This window comes from Microbacterium istanbulense (assembly GCF_037204145.1).
Classification (GTDB): domain Bacteria; phylum Actinomycetota; class Actinomycetes; order Actinomycetales; family Microbacteriaceae; genus Microbacterium; species Microbacterium istanbulense.
Genome location: NZ_JBBDGN010000011.1, coordinates 42,127 through 66,258, shown reverse-complemented (window position 1 = coordinate 66,258; position 24,132 = coordinate 42,127). Strand labels below are relative to the sequence as shown.

The window sequence follows — 24,132 nt, the reverse complement described above, 5'->3', positions numbered from 1 at the left end:
GCTGTGTCGCTGGCGGGATCAGATCCCGAGATCAGCGGCGAAGTTCGCCTCTTCGAGGCGCGCCTTCACCGAACCGAGGAAGCGCGCGGCGTCTGCGCCGTCGATCGTGCGGTGGTCGTACGACAGTGCGAGGTAGACGTACGAGCGGATCGCGATCGCGTCGTTGCCGTCGACCTTGGCCAGACCGGGGCGCTTGACGACGATGCCGGTGCCGAGGATCGCCGACTGCGGCAGGAACACGACCGGAGTGTCGAACAGCGCGCCACGCGAACCGGTGTTGGTCAGCGTGAACGTGCCGCCGGCAAGCTCGTCGGGCTTCAGCTTGTTGTCGCGCGTGCGAGCAGCCAGGTCGGCAATCTCGTGCGCGATCTGCGCCAGGTTCTTCGACGCCGCGTCACGCAGCACCGGCGTGAGCAGGCCACGCTCGGTGTCGACCGCGATCGAGAGGTTCTCGGTCGCCGGGTAGACGATGTCGGTGCCGTCGACGGTCGAGTTGATGATCGGGTACTCCTGCAGGCCCTCGGCGGCAGCCAGAGCGAAGAACGGCAGGAACGACAGCTTGTCACCGGTCTTCTGCTGGAACTCAGCCTTCACCGAGTCGCGGTACGCCGCGAGCTTCGTGACGTCGACCTCGACCACGGTGGTCAGCTGTGCGGTCTGCTGCATCGACGCGACCGCGCGCTCTGCCAGCACCTTGCGCAGGCGCGACATCGGCACCGTGGTGCCGCGCAGCGGCGAGATCTCGCGAGGCGCGCGCGCTGCGGGAGCCGCAGGAGCTGCAGCGGCGGGAGCCGAGGACTTCGTCTCAGCGGCCTTCAGCACGTCTTCCTTGCGGATGCGGCCACCGACGCCGGTGCCCTGCACGGATGCCAGGTCGACGCCCTGCTGCGAAGCGAGGCGACGCACGAGCGGCGTCACGTACAGCGAGTCGCTGTCACCTGCGGGCGCAGCGGGCGCTGCCTCCGCGGCGGGCGCCGGCGCTGCCTGTGCAGGTGCGGGGGCGGCGGCCGGAGCCGCAGCGGGAGCCGGAGCAGCTGCGGGTGCCGGAGCCGGAGCAGCCTCAGGCGCCGGAGCAGCGGGCGCCGGAGCAGCAGCGGGTGCGCCCGAACCGATGCGGGCGAGAACGGCGCCGACGGCGATCGTCTCATCCTCGGCGGCCAGGATCTCCTGCAGCGTGCCGGCGACAGGTGACGGGATCTCGGTGTCGACCTTGTCGGTCGAGATCTCGAGAAGAGCCTCGTCGACGGCGACGTCATCGCCGACCTGCTTCAGCCACCGGGTGACAGTGCCCTCGGTGACGCTCTCGCCCAGCTCGGGCAGCACCACATCGGTGGCGTCGCCGGAAGCGGCGGGTGCCGGCGCGGCTTCAGCCGCGGGCGCAGCCTCAGCGGCCGGGGCCGGCTCCGCAGCGGGCGCGGGCTCTGCAGCCGGGGCAGCAGGTGCGGCCTCGGCCTCGGGCGCGGCGGCCGAGGGAGCGTCGTCGGACGATGCCGCTCCGCTGCCATCGCCGATCCGTGCGAGGAGCGCGCCGACCTCGACGGTTTCGTCCTCGGCGACGAGGATCTCTTCGATCACGCCGCTCACGGGCGAGGGGATCTCGGTGTCGACCTTGTCGGTCGAGATCTCGAGCAGGCCCTCGTCCGCCTGTACGGTGTCGCCCACCTGCTTGAGCCAGCGGGTGACCGTACCCTCAGTGACGCTCTCGCCGAGAGCGGGGAGGATCACGGGTGTGCTCATGACTGAGTCTCCTTCGAAGTCTGTGACGCATTCAGCTTAGTGACCTCAGCGCCAGGTTGGTGCTGTTCAGAGTGCGTGCAATGGTTTTCCGGCCAGAGCGAGGAACGCCTCGCCGAGCGCCTCGCTCTGCGTCGGGTGCGCGTGGATGAGCGGGGCGATGTCTTCGGGGTGTGCCTCCCAGGCGACAGCGAGCTGACCTTCGGTGATGAGCTCGCCGACACGATCGCCGATCAGGTGCACGCCGAGTACGGGACCATCCTTCTGGCGCACGACCTTCACCGTGCCGCCCGTGCCGATGATCTCGCTCTTGCCGTTGCCAGCCAGGTTGTATTCGTACGCCACCACGGCGTCCGCGCCGTGCGCGGCGACGGCGGCCTCCTCGGTGATGCCGACGGATGCCACCTCCGGGCTGCTGTACGTCACGCGGGGGATCTGCGTCTCCGGCTGCGCGGGGACGTCGATGCCGCTGATGCGCTCAGCGACGGCGATGCCCTGCTGGAACCCGCGGTGCGCGAGCTGCAGGCCGGGCACGATGTCGCCGACAGCCCAGACACCGGGCACCGCGGTGCGCAGCTGGTCGTCGACCACGACGAACCCGCGCTCGATGCCGACGCCGGCCTCTTCGTACCCCAGGTCAGCCGTCAGCGGTCCACGCCCGACGGCGACCAGCAGGTAGTCGGCGGTGTGGGTGGTGCCGCCCTCGAGGGTGACCGTCACGCTATCGGCATCCTGAGTGGCGCTCTGGAACCGCACGCCGAGCGAGTACGCGATGCCACGGCGACGGAAGGCGCGCTCCAGCCCCTTGCTCAGCGTGATGTCCTCGTTGGGCACCAGGTGCGGGAGCGCCTCGATGATGGTGACCTCCGAGCCGAACGAACGCCACACGCTCGCGAACTCGACACCGATCACGCCACCGCCCAGGATGAGCACCTTGCCCGGAACCTCGTCGAGGGCGAGCGCCTGCTCGCTGGTGAGAATGCGTCCGCCGATCTCGAGACCGGGCAGCGAGCGGCTGTAGGAACCGGTGGCGAGGATGACGTCCGTACCGACGTAGTGGTCGTCGCCGACAATGACGGTGCGGTCGCCGGCGAGGCGCCCTTCGCCTTCCACGACGGTGATGCCGCGCGCCGTGATCAGACCCTGCAGGCCCTTGTACTTCTTGGCGACGATGCCCTCACGGTACGCACGGACCCCGGCCGGGTCGATCGCCTCAAACGTCGCCGTGACGCCGACGGATGCGGCGCTGCGAGTGTGGTCGGCAACTTCCGCGGCATGCAGCAGCGCCTTGGTCGGGATGCATCCGCGATGCAGGCAGGTGCCGCCGACCTTGTCCTTCTCGATGAGGATCACCGATTTGCCGAGCTCGGCAGCGCGCAGCGCGGCGGCGTAACCGCCGCTGCCTCCGCCGAGAATGACGATGTCTGCGGTGTGCGTTGTCATGTCATGCCTCCGTCTTAGCGGCCGAAGCCTCAGCGAACGCGATCAGGGAACGGACTGCCGCGCCCGTCGGGCCCTTCTCCGTGAAGCCGTAGGGCGAAGAGGTGTGCTCCGACGAGCCGGCGATGTCGAGGTGCACCCACGGGATCCGGGGTGCGTCATCCTCTTCGCCGGTCTTGCCGACGAAGCGCTGGAGGAAGAGCCCCGCGAACAGCGATCCGCCCGAGCGATCCCCGAGATTCGCGTTGACCATGTCGGCGATCCGCGAGTCGAGCGAGTCTTCCATGTACTCGGGCAGCGGCAGCGGCCAGGCGAGCTCAGAGCTGGCATCGGCCGCATCCAGATACTCGCGCACCGTCGCCTCCTCACCCATCACGCCGGTGTGGCGCATGCCGAGGGCGACGATGATGGCGCCGGTCAGAGTGGCGACGTCGATGATCACGTCGGGGTTCTCACGACTGGCCGCAACGAGGCCGTCGGCCAGCACCAAGCGCCCCTCGGCGTCCGTGTTGGTGACCTCGACCGTCTGTCCATCGAGGATCCGCAGCACATCGCCGGGGCGCGTGGCGCGGCCGGACGGCATGTTGTCGGCGATGCACATCCACGCAGTGACGTGCACGGGCAGCCGCAGCTGGGCGATGGCGCGGATCACGGCGAGGATCGTCGCTGCGCCCGCCATGTCGAACTTCATGCCCATCATGCTGGCCGCCGGCTTGAGCGAGAGGCCACCGGTGTCGAAGGTGATGCCCTTGCCGACCAGGGCGATGTGCCGCGCTGCGCCGGTGGGGGAGTAGTCCAGGCGAACGAGGCGCGGGGGGCGGTCGGAGCCGCGGCCGACACCGATGATGCCGCCGTACCCCTCGGCCTCGAGGCGCGATTCGTCGAAGATCTCGACGTCGACGTCAAGATCGGCCACCGCATCGACCGCGGACTGCGCCAGATCGGCCGGGCTCTGCCATTCGGCAGGAACGTTGACGAGATCCTTCACCAGGGCCACTGCCTCCGCGACGGCACGTGCGTGCGCGAGGTCGGCCTCGTCGAGCTTCTCCGCGTGCAGAATCAGGGTGTCGGCCTTCGACGCACCCTTGTCGGAGCGGTAGTCGTCGAAGCGATAGCCGCCCAGAAGGGCACCCTCGGCCGCCGCGGCGGCGAACTCCTCGAGTCCACCGGCAAGGCCGATCGCCACCGTGCTGAAGCCGGTGAGGGAGCGGATGGCCGTTGCGACGGCATCCCGGACGGTCTTGGCGTCGGGGCTCTTGCCGGCGCTGACGACAGCGAGCGGGAGAGTGGTCACATCCGGTGCGTGTACGCGGGTGTAGGCGGACGCACCTCCCTTGTAGCCGATCCCCTCAAGCGTCTCGGCGAGCCCGGCGAAGCCGACGATGGCTTCGGGGGCGCTGTCGGGAGAGGGGATGACGAGCACTGCGGCGTCGGCAGCACTTCCTGGGAACGGATCGGTCGTGTGCGAGATCACGGGAAGCGTCATGGTTCCATCCTAGGAGCGTGTCGTCGGTCGGCGCCGACCGGCGCAGCGTGCTGCGGCGTGTTCGCTGTGGGCGACACGAACGGGGGCCCCGCGGCTCGGGCGGCTCGTAGCATGGAGACATGCCCATCTCCGGAGAGCTCCTCGAACGCCCCGCAGACGGTCCCGTCGTTCCCGCGGGGCTGCCTCTGGTCATCCTGCTCACCGGGTTCACCGATGCCGGCAACGCGGTGTCGGGGCTGATCGACCACTTGCACGAGACCACCGACCCGAAGCCGGTCGCGATCTTCGACAACGACCTGCTGCTTGATTACCGGGCGCGCCGGCCGGTGATGATCTTCGATCAGGATCACCTCACCGAGTTCCGGCCCGCCCGCCTCGAGCTGGCACTGGCCCACGACGCCCTGGGGCAGCCGTTCCTGCTGCTTTCCGGCTACGAGCCTGACTTCGCCTGGAACGCGTTCGCGGACACGGTGCTCGCCCTGGTCGCTGAGTACGCCGTCGGCAGTGTTGCGTGGGTGCATTCGATTGCCATGCCGGTGCCGCACACTCGCCCGTTGGGCACGACCGTGAGCGGCAACCGACGCGATCTCACCGCCGCGCATTCGGTCTGGCGCCCTCGCACGCAGGTGCCGTCGACAGCTGCGCACCTGCTGGAATATCGACTCGTCGAGTCGGGAGCGCAGGTCGTGGGATTCGTTCTGCTCGTTCCGCATTACCTGGCCGACACCGAGTACCCCGACACGGTGATCGCGGCCGCCGACAAGCTGATGATCGCGACGGGGCTTGTCCTTCGTATGGATGACGTGCAGGCATCGCGCGAGGAGTACCTGGGGCGTGTCGAGGAGCAGGTGACCGGTAACGATGAGCTCGTACAGATGGTGCACAACCTGGAACGGCGCTACGACGCCTACATGGCCGGGCGAGACGACGACGGTGAAGACCCGGGTGGTTTCGATGAGCGTGACCTTCCGAGCGCCGACGAGCTTGCGGCCGAACTGGAGCGCTATCTGGCCAATCGTCGCCCCGGCGACGAGGACAAGCTGGGCTGAGTCGCGGCATCATATCGCCGCGGACGGCGCTCGGACCTCTTCGGGTGTGTGATAATGGATGCTCGACCCGTTGTCAACAGGCGTTCCGGCGCTCAGGCTTGACAAGGGTCTTACTAGTGTCCGAAATGGCCCGGAGCGTGTGCACCGCTCCGTGAAAGGCGAAACGTGACTCCTGCCACGACCAAGAAGACCCGGACGACGACGACCGACACACCCGACGCGGAGACCGCCGAGGTCGACACCGCCGCACCGGTGAAGAAGACTACCGCGCGCAAGCCCGCGGCCAAGAAGGCTCCGGCCAAGCGCGCGACGAAGAAGAAGGCCGCCGACGAGGAGATCGTCGACGAGCCCACCGAGGCGGCAGCTGACGCCGATGCCGACGGTGACGAGGAGGGTTCGGCGAAGCCCGCCTTCACTGAGCCGCTGCCCACGGGCGCGATCGTCATTTCCTCCAGTGATGAGGATGACGTCCCCGTCTACTCGACGCAGATCACCGGCGCGACCGCCGACCCGGTCAAGGACTACCTGAAGCAGATCGGTAAGGTTGCGCTGCTGAACGCGGCCGAAGAGGTCGAGCTCGCCATGCGCATCGAGGCCGGTCTGTTCGCCGAAGAGAAGCTCTCGGCGATGTCGGCTGCCGAGAAGACCAGCCAGCTGGGGCTTGACCTGCAGTGGGTCGCCCGCGACGGACAGCGCGCCAAGAGCCACCTGCTCGGCGCCAACCTTCGTCTGGTCGTCTCGCTCGCCAAGCGCTACACCGGCCGCGGCATGCAGTTCCTGGATCTGATCCAGGAGGGTAACCTCGGTCTCATCCGCGCGGTCGAGAAGTTCGACTACACCAAGGGCTTCAAGTTCTCGACGTACGCCACCTGGTGGATCCGTCAGGCGATCACCCGCGCTATGGCTGACCAGGCGCGCACCATCCGTATCCCGGTGCACATGGTCGAGGTCATCAACAAGCTCGCCCGCGTGCAGCGCCAGATGCTGCAGGACCTGGGCCGCGAGCCCACCCCGGAAGAGCTGTCCCGCGAGCTCGACATGACGCCCGAGAAGGTCGTCGAGGTGCAGAAGTACGGTCGTGAGCCGATCTCGCTGCACACCCCGCTCGGCGAGGACGGCGACAGCGAGTTCGGTGACCTCATCGAAGACACCGAGGCCGTTGTCCCGGCCGACGCGGTGGGCTTCACCATGCTGCAGCGTCAGCTCGAGCAGCTGCTCGACTCGCTGTCCGAGCGTGAGGCCGGCGTCATCCGGATGCGCTTCGGTCTCGGCGACGGTCAGCCCAAGACGCTCGACCAGATCGGCGACACGTTCGGCGTGACGCGCGAGCGCATCCGCCAGATCGAGTCGAAGACGATGGCCAAGCTGCGCCACCCCAGCCGTTCGCAGTCGCTGCGGGACTACCTCGAGTGAGCGAGGCGAACAAGGGCAAGGCCCTCAGCATCGACGTCGATGGCGTCGCCTACCAGCGTCTGCCGATCCGCACGCGCGTGGTCATGCCCGGTGACGAACTCGACGAGATCATCCGCGAGTACACGGCCGGGCAGCTGCAGCAGGGCGACCTGCTGTTCGTCACCGAGAAGATCGTCGCGATCACCCAGGGCCGGTCGTACCAGCTCGACGAGATCAAGCCCCGCGGGCTGGCGCGCTTCCTCTCGAAGTACGTCACGCGCACCAGCTACGGCATCGGTCTCGGCATGCCCGAGACGATGGAGATGGCGCTGCGCGAGTGCGGCACACCCCGCATCCTGCTGGCGGCAGCCGTCTCGGCCGTGACCAAGGCCTTCGGCCGCAGCGGTGACTTCTACCGCGTCGCCGGCTATAAGGCACGGTCTATCGACGGCCCGACCGCGCACACGATACCGCCGTACAACACGGCAGTCGTGCTCGGACCGGAGAAGCCGAAGCAGGTCGCCCAGCACGTGCAGTCGCTGTTGGATGTGCCGGTCGAGGTCGCGGTCGTCGACATCAACGACATCGGCGGCAACATCCTCGGTTCGACGCTGGACCGCGCCGGCGAGCAGCGGCTGGTTCGCATCCTCGGAGATAACCCGCTGGGGCAGGGGCACGAGTCCACCCCGCTGGGTGTGATCCGCACCGTCTGACCTCTGCGCTGCCCCGTGGGGCACGCCGTACGAAGGGCACGCATGGGACTCGGTCGCGCCAGCGCCACGATCGCTGCAGGGACGCTCGCCTCTCGCATCACCGGGCTTCTGCGCGCCATGGTGCTCGTCGCCGCCGTCGGCAGCATCGGCCAGGCGGGCGACGCGTTCGCGACCGCGAATCAGCTGCCCAACAGCATCTACCAGGTGATCTCGGCTGGTCTGCTCACGGGCGTGATCGTGCCGCAGGTGGTGCGGGTGAGCGCGCAGAAGGATGGCGGACATGCCTTCCTCGCGAAGTTGCTCACACTCGGTGTGGTCGCCGTCGGCGCCGTCACGATCGTGGCGACGTTTGCTGCGCCGCTGCTCGTGAGCGTCTACTCGCAGTACGGTCCTGAACAGCATGCGCTGGCGGTGCAGTTCGCGTACTGGTGCATCCCGCAGCTGTTCTTCTACGGCATGTTCGCGCTGCTCGGCGAGATCCTCAACGCCCGGCGCATCTTCGCGCCCTACGCCTGGGCGCCGATCGCGAACAACGTCGTGTCGATCGTCGGGTTCCTGGTCTTCATCTGGCTCTTCGGCGGTGGACGCAGCATCGTGAGCGCCTGGACGCCGCTGATGGAGTTCGTCCTGGCAGGCACGGCCACGCTCGGTGTGATCGCGCAGACCCTGGTGCTGGCGTTCTTCTGGCGGAAAGCCGGGATTCCGCTGCGCTTCGACTTCCGGTGGCGGGGCATGGGCCTCGGCCACATGGGCAAGCTCGCGACCTGGACGTTCCTCACCACCCTGCTCGGCCAGCTGGTCGGCATCGTGCAGGCTCTCGTGGTGACGCCGGCCTCCGGCGATCACCCGTCGGTGGCGGCATCCGGCTACGCCTGGCTGGTCTACATGGTGCCGTACTCGGTCATCATCCTGGCCATCGGTACGCCCTACTTCACCCGCATCAGCGAGCATGCGACAGCCGAGAAGCACGAACAGGTGCTGGACGACATCGGACAGTCGCTGCGTGTGCTGGGGGTGTTCGTCATGGTCGCGACGGCCGCGGTCGCCGCGGCGGCCGTGCCCGCCTCACGAGTGTTCAGTGGCAGCGCAGAGGATGCGGTCGCCATCGCCCCCGTGCTGCTGGCGTACCTCGTGAGCCTCATCCCGATGGCGGTGCTGTTCATCGTGCAGCGCACGTTCTACGCCTACGGTGATGCACGCACGCCGTTCGTCTTCACGCTGGTGCAGGCGGGGCTGGTGCTGACGTTGACCCTCATCGTCGGGTTCACGATGCCGATCGACGACCGTGCGGCGGCCGTCGCGTTGGCCCAGTCCTGCGCGGGCATCATTCAGACGGTGGTGGCCACGATCCTGCTGCGGCGCAAGCTTGGCCCGTTGCGGCTGAGCTCGACCTGGTGGGCTCTCACGCGCTTCGCCCTCATGGCGATCCCCGCCGGGCTTGCCGGATGGGGCGTGTACGTCATCACCGGCGGCGCCGACGGCTGGATGACCGACAGCCAGCTGTCGGGAGCCGTGGGATCCGTCCTCATCGCGGCGGCCGCAGGCGCGGTCTACGTGGCCCTGCTCGCCCTGACGCGCGCGCCGGAACTGCGCATCGCACTCGGCGCCCTCCGACGCCGCTGAGCGGCGCCTCGGCTGGGTTCCTGAACTCGTCGAGCGCCCCGGCCCGGCGTCAGCGCTTGTCGACGATGTCGGCGCCGATGGCGTCACGGTAGCGGTACAGCAGCCCGGTGCGGATGCCTGATGCCGAGGGCTTCATCTGGAACACGCTCGAGTTGTGGTTGGCCTCGATCAGTGACGGGCCCTCGGGGGTGATCGCGATGTCCCACCCGACGTACGGCACCGTGGGGAGACGCTTCGACGCCTCCGTGACCATCTCGACGACCTGGTCGTAGTAGGGCACCTTCACGCCCTTGATGGTCGTGCCCGTCACAGGGTGCTCGGTGTAGATGTTCGACTGCTTGTCGACCCCCGGATACAGTGCGACGCCGTTGTCGTCGAGCATCGTGAACATGCCGCCGGAGGCGAAGTTGTCGATGACCGCACCGTTGCCGATGCGCAGCACCGACGCGATCACGTGCAGCTCGTCCTGCGGGTCGCGGTAGGTGATCATGCGCACGGTGTTCACGCTGTCCGGGTAGACGGCGTTGAGGTCGGGGTGCTGCTCCAGCAGCTGCTCGAGCAGCGTCTGGTCGCGTTCGATGAGCTGCGCGCGCCACTCGGCGACGTCGGAGATCTCCGATGCGTCGTAGACGCCGATACCGGCCCCGCCTTCGCCGGCGGCCGGCTTGGCGATCACGCGGGGATGCGCGGCCAGGAACTCCTGCAGCTGCTTGTCGGTCGCGGTGGTCGCGTCGATCCAGTCCCGCCGGGTGAGGTCGGCGAAGTCGGTGAGGAAGCGCATCTTGTCGCCGAGCATGACCCGCGACTCCGGCGCGTTGAGCGTCTTGTTCAGACGGAACGCCTTGGGGTGCGTCATCCAGGTGGCCCGCTCGCGAGCGTTGAGGATGCGGATGTCCCACACCACGTAGTCGCGGAAGCCCATCTCGTAGCGCACGGAGCACCAGATCATGTCGCCGACGATGACCGGCAGCGGCGCCTTGGAGACGCGCTTGACCTGGCGGGCGAGCTCGAACAGCTGGGTCGGATTGAGCCGCCGAGCCCGGTCGAAGAGGTACCGCATGCGCAACTGCTTCTGATCCACCGGTCAAGGCTAACAGGGCGGTGCCACCGGGATTCGTGCAGGGGGAGCGGCTAGCATGGGTCGTTCGGACCCGTCCGTGTCGAAAGGTTCCCTCTTGTCTCGAGACGTCGCTCTCACTGCGCGCCTGAAGTACTTCACCAAGCGACTGACGTCGTTCAACCCCGGTCGGGTCTGGTCATTCGCGACGCAGATCGCCGAGGAACAGGGCAAGTGGGCACCGCCGATCTTCATCGACATGCTGTGGTGGGCCGCTTTCCACGACACCGCGTACATCGACTACTACGAGGCCGACTTCGCGCTGCTCTCGCGCCGTGAGCGCAAGACGTTCATGACCTCCCTCGTGCAGCACCATCTCGCGGCGGCGCTCAACAACCGCACAGACGTGCTGCAGTTCGAGAACAAGCTCACCTTCAACAAGCGCTTCGCCGAATACCTCGGCCGGGAGTGGCTCGACCTCGAGGACAGCACCCCCGAGCAGTTCCAGGCGTTCGTCGAACGGCATCCGGTCATCATCGCGAAGCATCCGGTCGGCCGAGAGGGCAAGGGCGTCTTCCGCTACGACACCGCCGAGCACGCCGACATCGACCAGCTGCGCGACGAGCTCATCGGTCGCGGCGAGCGGCTCATCGAAGAGCCGATCGCGCAGCATCCGTACCTGGCCGAGTACTGCGCCGGCACCGTGAACACGACCCGCGTCGCTACCTTCTTCGATGGCACGACGGTGCACGTGCTCATGGCCGCGCAGAAGTTCGGCCGAGGCGCGGTGAGCGACCAGTTCACCTGGGGCGGCTTCTTCACGATGATCGACGAGAACGGCAAGTCGTTCGGCCCCGGCCACACCGGCAAGCACGTCAGCAAGTACCTCACGCACCCGGATTCTGGAAAGTCGATCGTCGACTACCAGGTGCCCCTGTGGGATGAGGTCGTCGACCTCGTCACGCGGGCCGCCAAGGAGGTTCCGACCGTCCCTTACGTCGGCTGGGACGTCGCCGTCGGGCCCGAGGGGCCGGTGCTCATCGAAGGCAACTGGACGCCCGGTCTGTACGAGACCCGCGTCAGCGCTACCGGCATCCGCACGGGAAGTCGGGAGCGGCACCGTCCGGTGATCGAGGCCAGTCGCCGGTGACGACACCGTCGACCCTGCCTCACGCGACCGTGTCGACGGCCGCGCTGCGCGAAGGCGCCGCCGCGGCTTTCGCGCACGGCGGGCGGATCGCCGATCTGCGCGGTGACGCGCTGGGACACGGCGTCGTGGAGACCGCGCGCATCGTGACGCAGGTGGGAGTCCCGGCCGTGCTCGTAGACGACGATCTGGTGGCCGAGGCGCTGCGCCGCGAGGGAGTGAACGCGCTCACGCGAGGCGACGCCGACGTGGATTCCGCGCTGCTGTACGGCTTGCCGGGCGCGGGTACGCGCCCTGCGCTGCGGCTTGCCGGTCAGGTGCTGTCCACCAAGCCGCTGCGCGCGGGGGAGGCCGTCTCGTACGGGTATCTGCACCGCGCCGCGCAGGACACGACGGTGGCGCTCGTCACGGGCGGGTACGCGCAGGGGATCCCTCGGGCACTGGGCAGCACGGCATCCGTGGAGATCGACGGCAGGATGCATCCGATCGTCGGCCGTGTGGCGATGGACGTGTGCGTCGTAGACCTGCAGGCGGCGGATGCCGGCGTGCCGGACGGCGCTGAGGCGGTGTACTTCGGAGGAGACGGACCGGCGCGTGACGGACTCGCGGTCTGGTCGGAGGTCACTGGTTTGCGACTGGACGAACTCATCGCCGTCGCAGGCTCGAAGGCGGTGCGCACGTGGACGAACTGACGGCCCCGCGACTGGAGATGTCGCGCGCCCGCTACCAACAGAATCTGGCGGCGCTGCAGCGTCAGCTCGCGCCCTCGCAGCTGATGGTCGTGATGAAGGACGATGCCTACGGGCACGGCGTGGAATGGGCGGTGGATGCCGCCGTCGAGGCGGCCACCCCGGTGGCCCTGTTCGGCGGATACGACGTGTCGACCGCGCTGCGCATCCGCGCGCGAGCGCCCCAAGCGCGGATCTTCGTCTGGGTCACGAGTCCCGATGACGAGATCCGCACGGCACTCGCGTCGGACATCGACCTCGGCGTGGGTACCCTGCCGTACCTGCGCCGCATCGTCGCTGTCGCTCGCGACGTCGGTACGACGGCGCGCGTGCACCTCAAGATCGACACCGGACTGCACCGCAACGGTGTCCGTCCAGAAGACTGGCCGGCGTTCATCGCCGAAGCCATGGCGGCACAGAACGACGGGGTCATCGATGTCGTCGGGGTATGGAGCCACCTGGCTGAGGCGAGCGACGCGGAAGACGACGATGCCGCCGCGGAGTTCGCTCGCGCTGTCGCCTCGCTGGAGAGCGCGGGCGCCCGCCCGGTGGCACGGCACCTGACGGCCTCCGCCGCGTCGTGGTGGCGCCCGGAGCTGCGCGGCAGCGTGTCGCGCATCGGCGCGTTCTGCTACGGCGTGCGCTCGGCCGACGGACCGGAGATCCCCGGTGTGGCACCGGTAGCCGCGTTGCGCGCACCCGTGATCGATGTGCTCGACGATCACGTCGTGATCAGCGTAGGCGCGCTGCACGGCATCCCATCGACGATCGCCGGGGCGAGCGTCGGGACGCCCGGCGGTGCGCGTGTGCTGCGTCACGTGGGTGCTGTGACATCAGCGGTCGAGGTGTGGCCCGGGGCGCGGCAGGGTCAGGATGTGACGGTGTTCGGCCCTGGTGCCGACGGGGAGTCGGATGCGACCGCGCTCGCTGAGCGCATCGATACGGTCGGCGAGGAGATCCTCACTCGCCTCACGCCGCGGGTGCGCCGCGTCGTCACGGACTGACGACGCGGACGCGACTCAGTCGACGTCGACGAGACGAGCGGTCTCGTCGTGCCAGGTGGTGGCGACGGCGCGGAGCTTCTCTTCGTACTTGCGGCCGTGGTGGGCGCAGAAGAGCAACTCAGAACCGTTCACCTCGGCGGAGATGTACGCCTGGGCGCCACAGGAGTCACAGCGGTCCATCGCCGTGAGGCGGTACTCGACGGTCTCTCGCTCAGTCGTCGCGTTCATTTCGGTGCCTCCTCAGGTGCAGAACTCGGTGCGGGTGTGCTCAATACAACCACGAGCATCCTGGGTGCATGCCCGGTTTGCGGCGTGTTTCGCTCAGCGCGTACGCGGGGGGAGCAGTCGTGCGCTGCAGGGGAGTGTCGACGGGGGAGCGTCAGCCCCGCAGATTAGACTTGAGGATTGTGACAGCCGAGTATTCCGCCCATCATCTTCAGGTTCTCGAAGGGCTCGAAGCCGTCCGCAAGCGCCCCGGCATGTACATCGGCTCGAACGGTTCGCCGGGTCTCATGCATTGCCTGTGGGAGATCATCGACAACTCCGTCGATGAGGCCGTGGGCGGCAACGGCACGAGCATCCAGGTCGTGCTGCACCACGACGGCAGCGTCGAGGTGCAGGACCGAGGCCGCGGCGTCCCCGTCGATGTCGAGCCGCGCACGGGCCTCACGGGCGTCGAGGTCGTCTACACCAAGCTGCATGCGGGTGGAAAATTCGGCGGTGGATCGTACGCGGCATCCGGTGGCCTGCACGGCGTCGGCGCGTCGGTGGTCAACGCGCTCTCGGAGCGGCTGGACGTCGAGGTCGATCGCGGCGGCAAGACCTACGCGATGTCGTTCCACCGCGGCGAACCCGGCATCTTCGACGACGGCACGGGCGGCCCGCGTCCGGATGCGCCGTTCCGCCCGTTCGAGGACCGCAGCGAGCTGCGCGTGATCGGCAAGGTCGCCAAAGGCGTCACCGGCACGCGCGTGCGGTACTGGGCCGACCGCCAGATCTTCACGAAGGATGCGGCGTTCCAGCTGCCTGAGCTCGAGACCCGTGCGCGTCAGACCGCGTTCCTCGTGCCGGGGCTGGAGATCGTCGTGCGTGACGAGCGCGCCGGGGGCGAGGACGGCGGGGTCAACGAGACCTCCTACCGCTACGAAGGCGGCATCTCCGAGTTCGTCGAGTACCTTGCCGCGGATGCCCCGGTGACGGACACGTGGCGGTTGCAGGGCACGGGAGGATTCAACGAGACGGTGCCCGTGCTGCAGCCCGATGGCTCGATGAAGGCCACCGAGGTGCACCGTGAGTGCGCGGTCGACATCGCGCTGCGCTGGGGCACCGGGTACGAGACGACCACGCGGTCGTTCGTGAACATCATTGCCACGCCCAAGGGCGGCACCCACCAGCAGGGATTCGAGCAAGAGCTGCTCAAGACGCTGCGCGCCCAGGTCGAGCAGAATGCGCGCCGCCTGAAGGCCGGAAACGACAAGCTCGAGAAGGATGACGTGCTGGCCGGTCTGACGGCTGTGTTGACCGTCACGGTTCCCGAGCCGCAGTTCGAGGGGCAGACCAAAGAGGTGCTGGGCACCCCGGCGGTGCGCACCATCGTGGCGCAGGTCGTGCGCAAGGAACTCGCGCAGCGCTTCGCCTCGACCAAGCGCGATGACAAGAACCAGGCGTCGATGTTGCTCGACAAGATCGTCTCTGAGATGAAGGCGCGTGTGTCGGCACGCGCGCACAAGGAGACGCAGCGCCGTAAGACTGCTCTCGAGTCGTCGTCGCTGCCCGCGAAGCTCGTCGACTGTCGGTCGAACGACGTCGCACAGAGCGAGCTGTTCATCGTTGAGGGTGACTCCGCACTCGGTACGGCGCGGCACGCGCGCAACAGCGAGTTCCAGGCGCTGCTGCCCATCCGGGGCAAGATCCTCAACGTGCAGAAGGCGTCGGTGAGCGACATGCTCAGCAACACCGAGTGCGCGGCGATCATCACCACGATCGGTGCTGGCTCGGGGCGTACCTTCGACCTCGATGCCGCACGCTATGGCAAAGTCATCCTGATGAGCGACGCCGACGTCGACGGGGCGCACATCCGCACCCTGCTGCTGACCTTGTTCTTCCGCTACATGCGTCCGCTCGTCGAAGCCGGGCGGGTCTTCGCCGCCGTGCCCCCGCTGCACCGGGTGATCGTGATGAACCCTGGTTCGAAGCCGAACGAGACGATCTACACCTACAGCGAAGCCGAGCTGCACGCGCTGCTGGCCAAGCTGCAGAAGCAGGGCAAGCGCTGGCAGGATCCGATCCAGCGCTACAAGGGACTCGGCGAGATGGATGCCGATCAGCTCGCGAACACGACGATGGACAAGGCCGGTCGCCTGCTGCGCCGTGTCACGATAGCGGATGCCGAGGCCGCCGACGGCGCGCTGCGCACCTTCGAGCTGCTGATGGGTAACGAGGTCGCCCCGCGCCGCGAGTTCATCATGACCTCGAGCGACAGGCTCAGCCGCGACGCCATCGACGCCTGACCCTAAGGCGGAGCTCAGGGGCCCAGCTTTGGGGGCCCTTCGACAGGCTCAGGGACCCATCCGGCGGCGCGCGTCCTGACCCTCCTGGGTCGCTGCGCCCTGGGCCTCCTGGGTCGCTGAGCTTGTCGAAGCGTCCCTCGCCCGCGAGGCCGACAGGCGGGGGAGGTCATCGCCGCGCTCCTCGATCAGCGCGATCTTCTTCGCTCGGCTCCATCCCTGCACTTGCTTCTCACGGAAGAACGCCTTGTCTACCGTGTCGAAGTGTTCGGCATACGCCAGTTCGACGGGCCGGCGCTTGCGGGTGTAGGCCGCACCGTAGTCGTCGTCGTGGTTGTGCTGCCACACTCGTGCCTCGAGCTCGCCGTTCGTGCTTCCGGTGTAGAAGCTCCCGTCGCTGCAGCGCAGGATGTAGGTCCAGGGCATGCGGTACATCATCGTCGCCTGCCCGTGCGCGATGGTGCGGGTGTGGATAAGTCGAGGGCCCTTCGACAAGCTCAGGGACCCAACCTGCCAGACCCGCCCCACTGGGAGGGCCCTTCGACAGGCTCAGGGACCCAACATTGGGGCCCTTCGACGGGCTCAGGGACCCAACGTGCACGGGGTCGCTGAGCTTGTCGAAGCGTCCTGACCGGCCGGGTCAGACGCCGATGGCGCGGCCGATGTGGCCGACCACGGCGTCGAGGGGCTGACCGGAACCGTCGCGCTTCGCGCCGGCCTCCGGCAACGTGCGTGCAGCGCCGTCGGTACCCAGCGCGCGCGCCGGGCCGGTGCCGACCCACGCCAGCCGCAGACGGTCCTCACCCTTCAAGAACGCGTGCGCTCGCACGCCGCCGGTCGCACGTCCCTTGCTCGGGAACTCGGCGAACATCGACACCTTCGCGCGGCCACTGTCCGTGCCGGCCAGCATGCCCTCGGCGCCCGAGATCGTCACGACCACCGCATCCTCGGGAGAGTCGACCACCGTGAACGAGATCACCTCTGCGCCCGCGCCGAGCTTCACCCCGGCCATACCGCCTGCCGGAGCACCCTGCGGGCGCACATTCGATGCCGCGAAGTGCAGCAACTGGGCGTCGGAGGTGACGAACGCCAGCTCCGCCGCATCCGCCGCGGGAGCAGCACCGATCACGACATCCTTGGGCTTCAGGCCGATGATCTCCAGATCCGGACGCACCGCGAGACCGGAGGGCACGACGCGCTTGACGACGCCGTCCTTCGTGCCGAGCGCAAGGGGTGTGTCATCGTCGAAACGGATCAGCGCGAGAACCTTCTCGCTGCGATCCGTGATGCCCAGGTAGTCCGCGATGCGCACTCCGGCGCCCAACTGCACCGACGCGGCGGGAACAGCGGGCACGTCGAGGGGGGTGAACCGGATGACGCGGCCGCGGCTGGTGACCGCGCCGATCTCCGTACGCGTCGTGGTCTCCAGCATCGCGATGATGCCGTCGTGCTTGCTGCGCCGTGCCGGCGTCGGAATCGACGACCCCGGCTCCATGTCCACGCGGACGGCGCGTCCTGTGGTCGACAGCAGCACGGTCGTGGGGGCATCGGCCAACTGCAGCTCGGCTGCGCTCTTGGTCATCCGGGCCTTCGGCGGCGCGGCGTTCAACAGCAGGGTCCGGCGCGGCGTGCCGAAGGTCTCGGCGACGGCATCCAGCTCACGGGCAACCTGTCCACGCAGCAGCGCCGGGTCGCCGAGCAGCGTTTCCAGCTCGGCGATCTCGGCGAGCAGCTTGTCACGCTCGGCTTCGAGCTCGAGGCGCGAGAACTTCGTCAGGCGCCGCAGGCGCAGCTCGAGGATGTACTCGGCCTGAATCTCGTCGAGTTCGAACACCTGCTGCAGGCGGGCTCGCGCTGTCTCAGAGTCGTCAGAGGAGCGGATGACCTGGATGACCTCGTCGATGTCGAGGATCGCGATGAGCAGACCTTTGACGAGGTGCAGGCGTTCGTTTCGACGCGCGAGCCGGTACTGACTGCGACGTGTGACGACCGAGAGCCGGTGGTCAAGGTAGACCCGCAGGAGTTCTCGCAACCCCAGCGTGCGCGGCTGGCCCTCGACGAGTGCGACGTTGTTGATGGAGAACGAGTCCTCCAGCGGCGTGTACCGGAACAGTTGCTCGAGCACGGCGGCCGGGTCGAAGCCGGTCTTCACCGTGATCACCAGCCGCAGCCCGTGCGTGCGGTCGGTGAGGTCCTGCACGTCGCTGATGCCCTGCAGCTTCTTGGCGTTGACCGCGTCCTTCAACTTCTCGATGACGCGCTCGGGCCCGACCTGATAGGGCAGCTCGGTGACGACGATGCCGGTCTTGCGCGGACCGAGCGACTCGATCGACGTCTTCGCGCGCAGCTTGAACGCCCCACGGCCCGCCGTGTACGCATCCTTCACACCGTCGAGCCCCATGAGAATGCCGCCCGACGGGAAGTCGGGGCCCGGGACGAACTCCATGAGCTCTTCGGTCGTCGCCTCGGGGTTCTCCAGCAGATGCGTGGCCGCCGAAACAACCTCGATGAGGTTGTGCGGTGCCATGTTCGTGGCCATGCCGACAGCGATGCCCGCGGCACCGTTGACCAGCAGATTCGGGAAGGCGGCCGGGAGGACAGCGGGCTGCTGGAACTGGCCGTCGTAGTTGGGCACGAAGTCGACGACGTCTTCGTCGAGACTCTCGGTCATCGACAGGGCGGATGCCGCCAGACGCGCCTCGGTGTAACGCGACGCCGCGGGTCCGTCATCAAGCGAACCGAAGTTGCCGTGCCCATCGACGAGGGGGACGCGCAGCGCGAACGACTGGGCCAGACGCACGAGCGCGTCGTAGATCGCCGAATCGCCGTGCGGGTGCAGCTTTCCCATCACCTCGCCGACGACGCGCGCGCTCTTGACGTGACCGCGGTCGGGGCGCAGCCCCATCTCGGCCATCTGATAGAGGATGCGGCGCTGCACAGGCTTGAGACCGTCGCGGGCGTCGGGCAGCGCACGCGAGTAGATCACGGAGTACGCGTACTCAAGGAACGAGCCCTGCATCTCCTGGGACAGATCGATGTCCTGGATGCGTTCCTGGACGGGCTCGGACGCGGAGGTGGAGGGCATGGACTTCCTGCGGGACGCTCGGGGGCCGGTTCGCGTCGCTCGTGATCGCGACGCGTCGGGATGCCTGTGACAGACTGGCCCGGATGCCTCTCATGCTACCGTCCACCCCCGCCGCGTCGCGGAGCATCACCGGGGTGGCGCCCGAGCTGCTCGCCGCCGTGCGGGGTGAGTCGACCTGGTTTCCGGCCGTGCGGTCGGCGGTTCTGGTCGTCGTCGACGGGCTCGGGGCCATCCCGCTGCGTGCCCATGCTGGCCACGCTCGCACGCTCACCGCCGGCATGGGCAAGAAGGATGTCGCGGCTGCCGTCTTCCCGACGACCACCGCGTCAGCGCTGACCAGCCTTGTCACCGGCGTGCACCCGGGGGAGCACGGCCTGGTCGGGTACGAGGTACGCGACCCCGCGCGTGACCGGCTTGTCAACCAGCTCAGCGGCTGGGAACGGGCGCACATCGACCCCGAGACGTGGCAGACAGCGCCCACCATCTTCGAACAGGCGACAAGCGCGGGCATCCCGTCTTTCGCCGTCGGCATGCCCGGGTACGTGAACACCGGCTTCAGCGTCGCGACGCTGCGTGGCGCGGACTTCCGCGGCGGCCGTAACGCGGTGGACCGCGTGCAGGTCGCCTGGGAGCTCGCAGATGCGAACCCCGGCGCGATCGTCTATTGCTATCTGCCGGAGGTCGACAAAGCAGGACACGCTCACGGTGTGGACTCGGCCGAGTGGGTCGCCGCTTTGGAAGATGTGGATGCGGCACTGTCACGGCGGCTGCCGGAGGGCGTGGGTGCCCTCATCACCGCCGACCACGGAATGGTCGACGTCCCCGCACACCGCCAGCTTGTGCTGGATCCGGACGAGGGCTGGCACGACGGCGTTCGACTCATCGGCGGCGAGCCGCGCATGCTGCACGTGTATCTCGAGGCGGATGCTTCGACGGAGGCGGTCGTCGAGCGGTGGCGTCGCGACCTCACCGGTTTCGCGGAGGCCGCTTCACGCGACGAGGCGATCGCTGCCGGTCTGTTCGGCCCCATTGTCACCGACGCAGCGGCATCGCGGATCGGCGACCTGATCGTGATCGCCCGCAGCAATCACGCCATCTACGACGGTGCCGCTGCCGATCAGCGTTCGCGAGGCATGGTCGGCCAACACGGCGCCCTCACGGATGAGGAATGGCGCGTTCCGCTGATTCGCCACGGAGCGTTCGCGGGCTGAGCGCGGCGCTCATCGCGCAGATCGGGTCACTCGTCGGTGCGGGCTCCGAAGACGATCTCGTCCCATGACGGCATCGCGTTTCGCCTGCGGCGTCGCGCCGAGTTGTCTGAGGGTTCTGCGGGTGCCGGTGCCGGCTGCTCTGCGGTCTCAGGCTCATCGGCGACCTGATCGAACAGGGTCGCGATCGGCGCCGGGCCGCTCGGAGTGGACGCGGGCGGGTCGTCGTCGATCATGGGCGCCGGCTCACGCTGACCTCGACGCCGGCGAAGAGCCTCGAGCAGATCTGCGGTCTCGGCGCTCGTCGTCGACGGGTCTGGCGCGTGGCGCGCAGCGGCATCCTGAACGGCAGCGCCGTTGCGCTCGGGCTGCTCCCACTCCTGCTCGTCCTCAGCCGGGGCGGGAACCAGACGAGGACCGAAGGCGCCCGAGTCGAAGCGACTGTCGTCCTTGTAGGGCGACTGCTTGTCGGAGTCGACAGCGCGCAGCCGTGGGATCAGCCCTTCGGGCAACGATCCCTGACGGGAGAGCTGGGTGGCATCCGCATTCAGTGGCGCGAGCGCGCTGCGACGCGGGTCGAAGCTCCAGCGCGCGTCGTGGGCGACCTCGTTGGCGGTGAACTCCAGCTTGACGGTCCAGCCGGACTCGTCTTTCCAGCTGGCCCACCGCTCGTCCGCTGCGTCGAGGTCGGCGAGCTTGGCGCGAATAGCAGTGCCGAACGTGGGCTGCGCGTCAGGCTCGACCTCGCTACCGATCAGCACGGGCACGGCCAGCGCCTGTCCGATGATGTGTTCCCGCTCCGCCAGCACCGGGCCTTCGAAGCGGGCCACATCCGCGACGCTCACACCGAGGAGGTCGGCGACTTCCTGCGCACCGAGCCCCGCACGGATCTGGGCCTGGATGTCGCGCGGACTGGCCGCGAGGCGGGCAGGGGCCGGCTCGGAATCCCGCGTGGCGCGCTTGATCTCGCGGTGCAGGACGTCGTCGATGGGGAGCGCGAAGCGCTGCCCGGATTCTGTCGCGAGGACGAGAACCCCCGCTTCTGTTCCGACGATGGTGACGTTTTCCATGCGAATGCCCCTCAGAAGAGTGTGCGTTCATGGTGTCACGCGCGGGCGCCGGGAGCCGGGAATACCGTGGGCGTGCCGCGAGTTTCACCCGGCACAGGAGAGGGCATTTGCAAAAGAGGCTCCGGTCGTGCAAACTATGGCCGCCGCTCACCCGAAACGGCACCCTCCCCAAAACACCACTCGCACCATGGAAGTGGAGATCCAGCATGGCAACCGACTACGACGCCCCCCGCAAGAGCGAAGACGACTCCTCAGAGTCGATCGAGGCGCTCAAGGAACGACCGGAGACTCGATCCGGCTCGGGTGACGTCGAAGATTCTGACAACCCCACCGGCTTCGAGCTTCCGGGCGCCGACCTGTCTGATGTGGAGCTCGACGTCGTCGTCCTTCCCGCTCAGCAGGACGAGTTCACCTGCATGAGCTGCTTCCTGGTGAAGCACCGCTCGCAGCTCGATCACGAGGACGCGAACGGCCCGATCTGCAAGGAATGCGCGGCCTGACGCCACGCGACACTCCGCGCCCCCAACCATCCGGTTTGGGGGCGCGTTCTGCGTTCAGGGCGCGTTCCGCGGGGATGCTCAGCGCTGATCGCTGACCGCAGCGCGTGCGGCGCGGATCGCGGCGGCCAGACGATCGGGGGTGCGACTGGAGATCGTCCAGCTGTGTACCGGGTCATCCGGGTCGGTGAGCGCCACGACCACGACACCATCGACACCACCGCGGATCAGATGCCATCCATCCCCGGGCAGCAACGGTCCCCGGCGCTCGCGCGCCTCGTCACCAGTGAACGTCTCCGGCTCCGCGAGCCACTGCGCGTCGATGTGTGCGCGCCCCACGCGCAGCACCGTGCCATCGACGCGGATGCTGGGGGAGAGCAGCACGCTGGCGAGCACCAGCAGCAAGGATGCCGCGGCGCCGATGATCAGCGCGGTCGTGGCGCCGATCGGCACGAAGACGAGCGCGACCATGGGGCCGACCAGCGCGATCGTCACCAGCAGGGGGAGTCCAGGGGTCAGCCGCTCGCGGTACCGCGTCCGCGCGTGCTGCGTGTCGTTCTGCATTAGCCTCTTGGGGTGACTGAATCCGTTGTCGTCCCCATTATCGCCGCTGTCACTCCCGCCTATGCGCACCCGGGTGATGCAGGAGCAGATCTCACGTCGACGGAAGCGCTCACGCTGGCACCGGGCGAACGCGCCCTCGTGCCGACAGGCGTGCGCATCGCGCTCCCCGAGGGCTACGCCGCCTTCGTCGTACCGCGCAGCGGGCTGGCAGCCAAGCACGGCATCACGATCGTGAACAGTCCCGGCACCGTGGATGCGGGGTACCGCGGCGAGATCAAGGTGAGCCTGCTGAATACCGACAGCAAGGAAGCGTACGATGTGGCCGTCGGCGACCGCATCGCGCAGCTGATCATCATGCCTGTGATCCAGGCGACCTTCGAACCCGTCGATGAGCTTCCCGAAAGCGTCCGCGGAGAGGGTGGCTTCGGGTCGACGGGATACACGCAGGGAAAGAGTGAATGACTGAAGAGAACGTGCCGGCGCTGAAGTCGGCCCCGGACGATCGTGCCTCAGCGGGCCCCTTCGACGATTCGGAGGCGAACCCGGTCCGCCCGTACATCGACCTCGGCGGCATCAAGGTGCTCCCGCGCGAGGGCCTGAACTTGCGCCTCGAGGTGGAGGAGCAGACCAAGCGCATCGTGGCGGTGGGACTGGACTACGCCGGTTCATCGCTGCAGGTGCAGCCGTTCGCGGCGCCGCGCTCGCGCGGCCTGTGGGACGAGACACGGGTGCAGCTGCGCGACCAGATCCGCTCCCAGGGCGGACGCGCCGAAGAGCGTGAGGGCCCCCTGGGCAAGGAACTCCTGGCCGAGGTGCCGGCAACGGCCGCCGAAGGGTCTGGCATGCGGCTGGCGCGATTTGTCGGCGTCGACGGTCCGCGATGGTTCCTGCGCGGCGTGATCGGCGGGGATGCGGCGGCAGATCCCGCCGCGGCTGCGCAGGTCGAAGACCTCTTCCGGTCGATCGTGGTCGTCCGCGGCGGCACACCGATGCCCCCGCGTGATCTGATCCCGCTGAAGATGCCGTCGACGCCCGGCTCCGCATGACCGACGCCGAGCGCGAGCCGGAGAAGCCGGCGCCGGCGGATGCCGACCAGCGCAGTGCCTCCGAGATCCTCGGGGATGCCGTTGGCAGCGCCGCCCGGCGAGCCGGGATCGACCCCGAGTCGGAGGCGAGCACCGGGCACGTCGTGTGGCGTGTGATCGGAGGCTGGCGGGGGATCGCCGAGTCCGTTCTGCCTCTGCTCGCGTTCATCGTGACGTACACCGCCACGAGCAATCTCGTCCTCGCGCTGTCGATCTCGGTCGGCGCGGCCGCGGTGTTCACCGTCATCCGCCTGTTGGGTCGCTCGACGCCGATCGCGGCGCTCTCCGGCCTGTTCGCTGCGGTGATCGCCGCCGGTCTGCCGCTGTTCACGGGCAACGCGGCCGACCAATTCGTCGTCGGCTTCATCACGAACATCGCGTACGGCTCGGCGTTCCTGCTGTCGGTTCTCGTGCGCTGGCCGTTGATCGGGGTCGTCGTCGGCTTCCTGAAGAACGAGGGCGTCACCTGGCGGACCGACCGACGCAAGATGCGGGTGTTCTCGGCGCTGACGATCGTCTGGGCGCTGTTGTTCCTGGCGCGCCTCGGTGCCCAGCTGCCGTTCTACTTCGCCGGCGACGTGGCAACGCTCGGCACGGTGAAGATCGTCATGGGCATCCCGCTGTTCGCCGCCGTCTTGGCGCTGACCTTCTTCGCCGTCACCCGGCTGTACGCCCGCGCGTCGGAGAGCGACGGCTCGGCGGAGGCGTGATAAATTTATCTTGATGTCAAGATAAATCGCAGG

General features: G+C 68.2%; 22 protein-coding genes. 13 read left to right on the top strand and 9 right to left on the bottom strand.

The annotated features are described in order from the left end of the window. Positions 1-18 precede the first annotated feature (18 nt). The 3 genes from sucB to WDU93_RS11675 all read right to left on the bottom strand — a co-directional run bounded on the left by sucB (position 19) and on the right by WDU93_RS11675 (position 4,660). Positions 19-1,737, bottom strand: coding sequence for a 2-oxoglutarate dehydrogenase, E2 component, dihydrolipoamide succinyltransferase (sucB, locus tag WDU93_RS11685; protein ID WP_337320792.1), 1,719 nt, complete (start codon positions 1,735-1,737; stop codon positions 19-21). A gap of 66 nt (positions 1,738-1,803) precedes the next feature. Next, the gene (lpdA, locus tag WDU93_RS11680) at positions 1,804-3,177 is read right to left on the bottom strand and encodes a dihydrolipoyl dehydrogenase (protein WP_337320790.1); all 1,374 of its coding nucleotides are present in this window, start codon (positions 3,175-3,177) and stop codon (positions 1,804-1,806) included. 1 nt (position 3,178) lies between these two features. Then, positions 3,179-4,660 carry a leucyl aminopeptidase gene (locus tag WDU93_RS11675; RefSeq protein ID WP_337320789.1) on the bottom strand — a complete coding sequence of 494 codons (1,482 nt, stop codon included), beginning with the start codon at positions 4,658-4,660 and terminating at the stop codon, positions 3,179-3,181. Between the two features lie 119 nt (positions 4,661-4,779). Here WDU93_RS11675 and WDU93_RS11670 point away from each other — a divergent pair, with 119 nt between their 5' ends. The 4 genes from WDU93_RS11670 to murJ all read left to right on the top strand — a co-directional run bounded on the left by WDU93_RS11670 (position 4,780) and on the right by murJ (position 9,437). After that, positions 4,780-5,709: a proteasome assembly chaperone family protein gene (locus WDU93_RS11670; protein ID WP_337320787.1), complete on the top strand. Its 930-nt coding sequence runs from the start codon at positions 4,780-4,782 to the stop codon at positions 5,707-5,709. Between the two features lie 165 nt (positions 5,710-5,874). Then, entirely contained in the window at positions 5,875-7,122 is a 1,248-nt protein-coding gene (locus WDU93_RS11665) for an RNA polymerase sigma factor (protein ID WP_337320785.1), read from the top strand. Then, positions 7,119-7,814, top strand: a complete 696-nt coding sequence (locus WDU93_RS11660) for a coenzyme F420-0:L-glutamate ligase (RefSeq protein ID WP_337320783.1) — start codon at positions 7,119-7,121, stop codon at positions 7,812-7,814. The genes WDU93_RS11665 and WDU93_RS11660 overlap by 4 nt, the downstream gene beginning before the upstream one ends. Positions 7,815-7,856: 42 nt before the next feature. Then, a complete protein-coding gene (murJ, locus tag WDU93_RS11655) occupies positions 7,857-9,437 on the top strand; it encodes a murein biosynthesis integral membrane protein MurJ (RefSeq protein ID WP_337320781.1) in 1,581 nt (526 codons plus the stop codon). Positions 9,438-9,486: 49 nt separating this feature from the next. Here the strand turns inward: murJ and WDU93_RS11650 are convergent, their stop codons facing one another. Beyond that, positions 9,487-10,518 carry a sugar-transfer associated ATP-grasp domain-containing protein gene (locus tag WDU93_RS11650; RefSeq protein WP_337320779.1) on the bottom strand — a complete coding sequence of 344 codons (1,032 nt, stop codon included), beginning with the start codon at positions 10,516-10,518 and terminating at the stop codon, positions 9,487-9,489. A 94-nt stretch (positions 10,519-10,612) separates the two neighbouring features. On the opposite strand from WDU93_RS11650, the gene WDU93_RS11645 reads away from it, so the two are divergent. From WDU93_RS11645 to WDU93_RS11635, 3 genes are read left to right on the top strand one after another with little or no spacing between them, the layout of a single operon-like run. After that, a complete protein-coding gene (locus WDU93_RS11645; protein ID WP_337320777.1) occupies positions 10,613-11,644 on the top strand; it encodes a sugar-transfer associated ATP-grasp domain-containing protein in 1,032 nt (343 codons plus the stop codon). After that, the gene (locus WDU93_RS11640; RefSeq protein WP_337320775.1) at positions 11,641-12,333 is read left to right on the top strand and encodes an alanine racemase; all 693 of its coding nucleotides are present in this window, start codon (positions 11,641-11,643) and stop codon (positions 12,331-12,333) included. The genes WDU93_RS11645 and WDU93_RS11640 overlap by 4 nt, the downstream gene beginning before the upstream one ends. Further along, positions 12,321-13,373: an alanine racemase gene (locus WDU93_RS11635; RefSeq protein WP_337320773.1), complete on the top strand. Its 1,053-nt coding sequence runs from the start codon at positions 12,321-12,323 to the stop codon at positions 13,371-13,373. The genes WDU93_RS11640 and WDU93_RS11635 overlap by 13 nt, the downstream gene beginning before the upstream one ends. 15 nt (positions 13,374-13,388) lie before the next feature. Here WDU93_RS11635 and WDU93_RS11630 read toward each other — a convergent pair whose 3' ends face one another. Then, entirely contained in the window at positions 13,389-13,601 is a 213-nt protein-coding gene (locus WDU93_RS11630; RefSeq protein WP_337320772.1) for a DUF7455 domain-containing protein, read from the bottom strand. 179 nt (positions 13,602-13,780) lie between these two features. On the opposite strand from WDU93_RS11630, the gene WDU93_RS11625 reads away from it, so the two are divergent. Continuing rightward, a complete protein-coding gene (locus WDU93_RS11625) occupies positions 13,781-15,883 on the top strand; it encodes a DNA gyrase/topoisomerase IV subunit B (protein WP_420064068.1) in 2,103 nt (700 codons plus the stop codon). A 48-nt stretch (positions 15,884-15,931) separates the two neighbouring features. On the opposite strand, the gene WDU93_RS11620 is transcribed toward WDU93_RS11625, so the two are convergent. After that, entirely contained in the window at positions 15,932-16,306 is a 375-nt protein-coding gene (locus WDU93_RS11620; protein ID WP_337320770.1) for a GIY-YIG nuclease family protein, read from the bottom strand. Between the two features lie 214 nt (positions 16,307-16,520). Next, a complete protein-coding gene (locus WDU93_RS11615; RefSeq protein ID WP_337320768.1) occupies positions 16,521-18,965 on the bottom strand; it encodes a DNA gyrase/topoisomerase IV subunit A in 2,445 nt (814 codons plus the stop codon). Positions 18,966-19,048: 83 nt separating this feature from the next. On the opposite strand from WDU93_RS11615, the gene WDU93_RS11610 reads away from it, so the two are divergent. Then, positions 19,049-20,176 carry an alkaline phosphatase family protein gene (locus WDU93_RS11610; protein WP_337320766.1) on the top strand — a complete coding sequence of 376 codons (1,128 nt, stop codon included), beginning with the start codon at positions 19,049-19,051 and terminating at the stop codon, positions 20,174-20,176. Between the two features lie 26 nt (positions 20,177-20,202). Here the strand turns inward: WDU93_RS11610 and sepH are convergent, their stop codons facing one another. Then, the gene (sepH, locus tag WDU93_RS11605) at positions 20,203-21,243 is read right to left on the bottom strand and encodes a septation protein SepH (protein WP_337320765.1); all 1,041 of its coding nucleotides are present in this window, start codon (positions 21,241-21,243) and stop codon (positions 20,203-20,205) included. Positions 21,244-21,449: 206 nt separating this feature from the next. Here sepH and WDU93_RS11600 point away from each other — a divergent pair, with 206 nt between their 5' ends. Next, positions 21,450-21,743, top strand: a complete 294-nt coding sequence (locus WDU93_RS11600; RefSeq protein ID WP_337320764.1) for a DUF4193 domain-containing protein — start codon at positions 21,450-21,452, stop codon at positions 21,741-21,743. Positions 21,744-21,821: 78 nt separating this feature from the next. Here WDU93_RS11600 and WDU93_RS11595 read toward each other — a convergent pair whose 3' ends face one another. Beyond that, a complete protein-coding gene (locus WDU93_RS11595; protein WP_337320762.1) occupies positions 21,822-22,304 on the bottom strand; it encodes a DUF3093 family protein in 483 nt (160 codons plus the stop codon). 12 nt (positions 22,305-22,316) lie between these two features. Here WDU93_RS11595 and dut point away from each other — a divergent pair, with 12 nt between their 5' ends. The 3 genes from dut to WDU93_RS11580 are packed head-to-tail and all read left to right on the top strand — an operon-like array spanning position 22,317 to position 24,099. Further along, entirely contained in the window at positions 22,317-22,766 is a 450-nt protein-coding gene (gene dut, locus WDU93_RS11590) for a dUTP diphosphatase (protein WP_337320759.1), read from the top strand. Continuing rightward, positions 22,763-23,350, top strand: a complete 588-nt coding sequence (locus tag WDU93_RS11585) for a DUF3710 domain-containing protein (protein WP_337320757.1) — start codon at positions 22,763-22,765, stop codon at positions 23,348-23,350. Before dut ends, WDU93_RS11585 begins: the two co-directional genes overlap by 4 nt. Beyond that, positions 23,347-24,099, top strand: coding sequence for a DUF3159 domain-containing protein (locus tag WDU93_RS11580; protein ID WP_337320755.1), 753 nt, complete (start codon positions 23,347-23,349; stop codon positions 24,097-24,099). Before WDU93_RS11585 ends, WDU93_RS11580 begins: the two co-directional genes overlap by 4 nt. Positions 24,100-24,132 lie beyond the last annotated feature (33 nt).

Coding starts and splice junctions, on each gene's coding strand:
- murJ (WP_337320781.1), top strand. CDS start 7,857: ATGGGACTCGGTCGCGCCAGCGCCACGATCGCTGCAGGGACGCTCGCC.
- WDU93_RS11580 (WP_337320755.1), top strand. CDS start 23,347: ATGACCGACGCCGAGCGCGAGCCGGAGAAGCCGGCGCCGGCGGATGCC.
- WDU93_RS11620 (WP_337320770.1), bottom strand. CDS start 16,306: ATGCCCTGGACCTACATCCTGCGCTGCAGCGACGGGAGCTTCTACACC.
- sucB (WP_337320792.1), bottom strand. CDS start 1,737: ATGAGCACACCCGTGATCCTCCCCGCTCTCGGCGAGAGCGTCACTGAG.
- WDU93_RS11600 (WP_337320764.1), top strand. CDS start 21,450: ATGGCAACCGACTACGACGCCCCCCGCAAGAGCGAAGACGACTCCTCA.
- sepH (WP_337320765.1), bottom strand. CDS start 21,243: ATGGAAAACGTCACCATCGTCGGAACAGAAGCGGGGGTTCTCGTCCTC.
- WDU93_RS11615 (WP_337320768.1), bottom strand. CDS start 18,965: ATGCCCTCCACCTCCGCGTCCGAGCCCGTCCAGGAACGCATCCAGGAC.
- lpdA (WP_337320790.1), bottom strand. CDS start 3,177: ATGACAACGCACACCGCAGACATCGTCATTCTCGGCGGAGGCAGCGGC.
- WDU93_RS11670 (WP_337320787.1), top strand. CDS start 4,780: ATGCCCATCTCCGGAGAGCTCCTCGAACGCCCCGCAGACGGTCCCGTC.
- WDU93_RS11610 (WP_337320766.1), top strand. CDS start 19,049: ATGCCTCTCATGCTACCGTCCACCCCCGCCGCGTCGCGGAGCATCACC.
- WDU93_RS11630 (WP_337320772.1), bottom strand. CDS start 13,601: ATGAACGCGACGACTGAGCGAGAGACCGTCGAGTACCGCCTCACGGCG.
- WDU93_RS11595 (WP_337320762.1), bottom strand. CDS start 22,304: ATGCAGAACGACACGCAGCACGCGCGGACGCGGTACCGCGAGCGGCTG.
- WDU93_RS11675 (WP_337320789.1), bottom strand. CDS start 4,660: ATGACGCTTCCCGTGATCTCGCACACGACCGATCCGTTCCCAGGAAGT.
- WDU93_RS11585 (WP_337320757.1), top strand. CDS start 22,763: ATGACTGAAGAGAACGTGCCGGCGCTGAAGTCGGCCCCGGACGATCGT.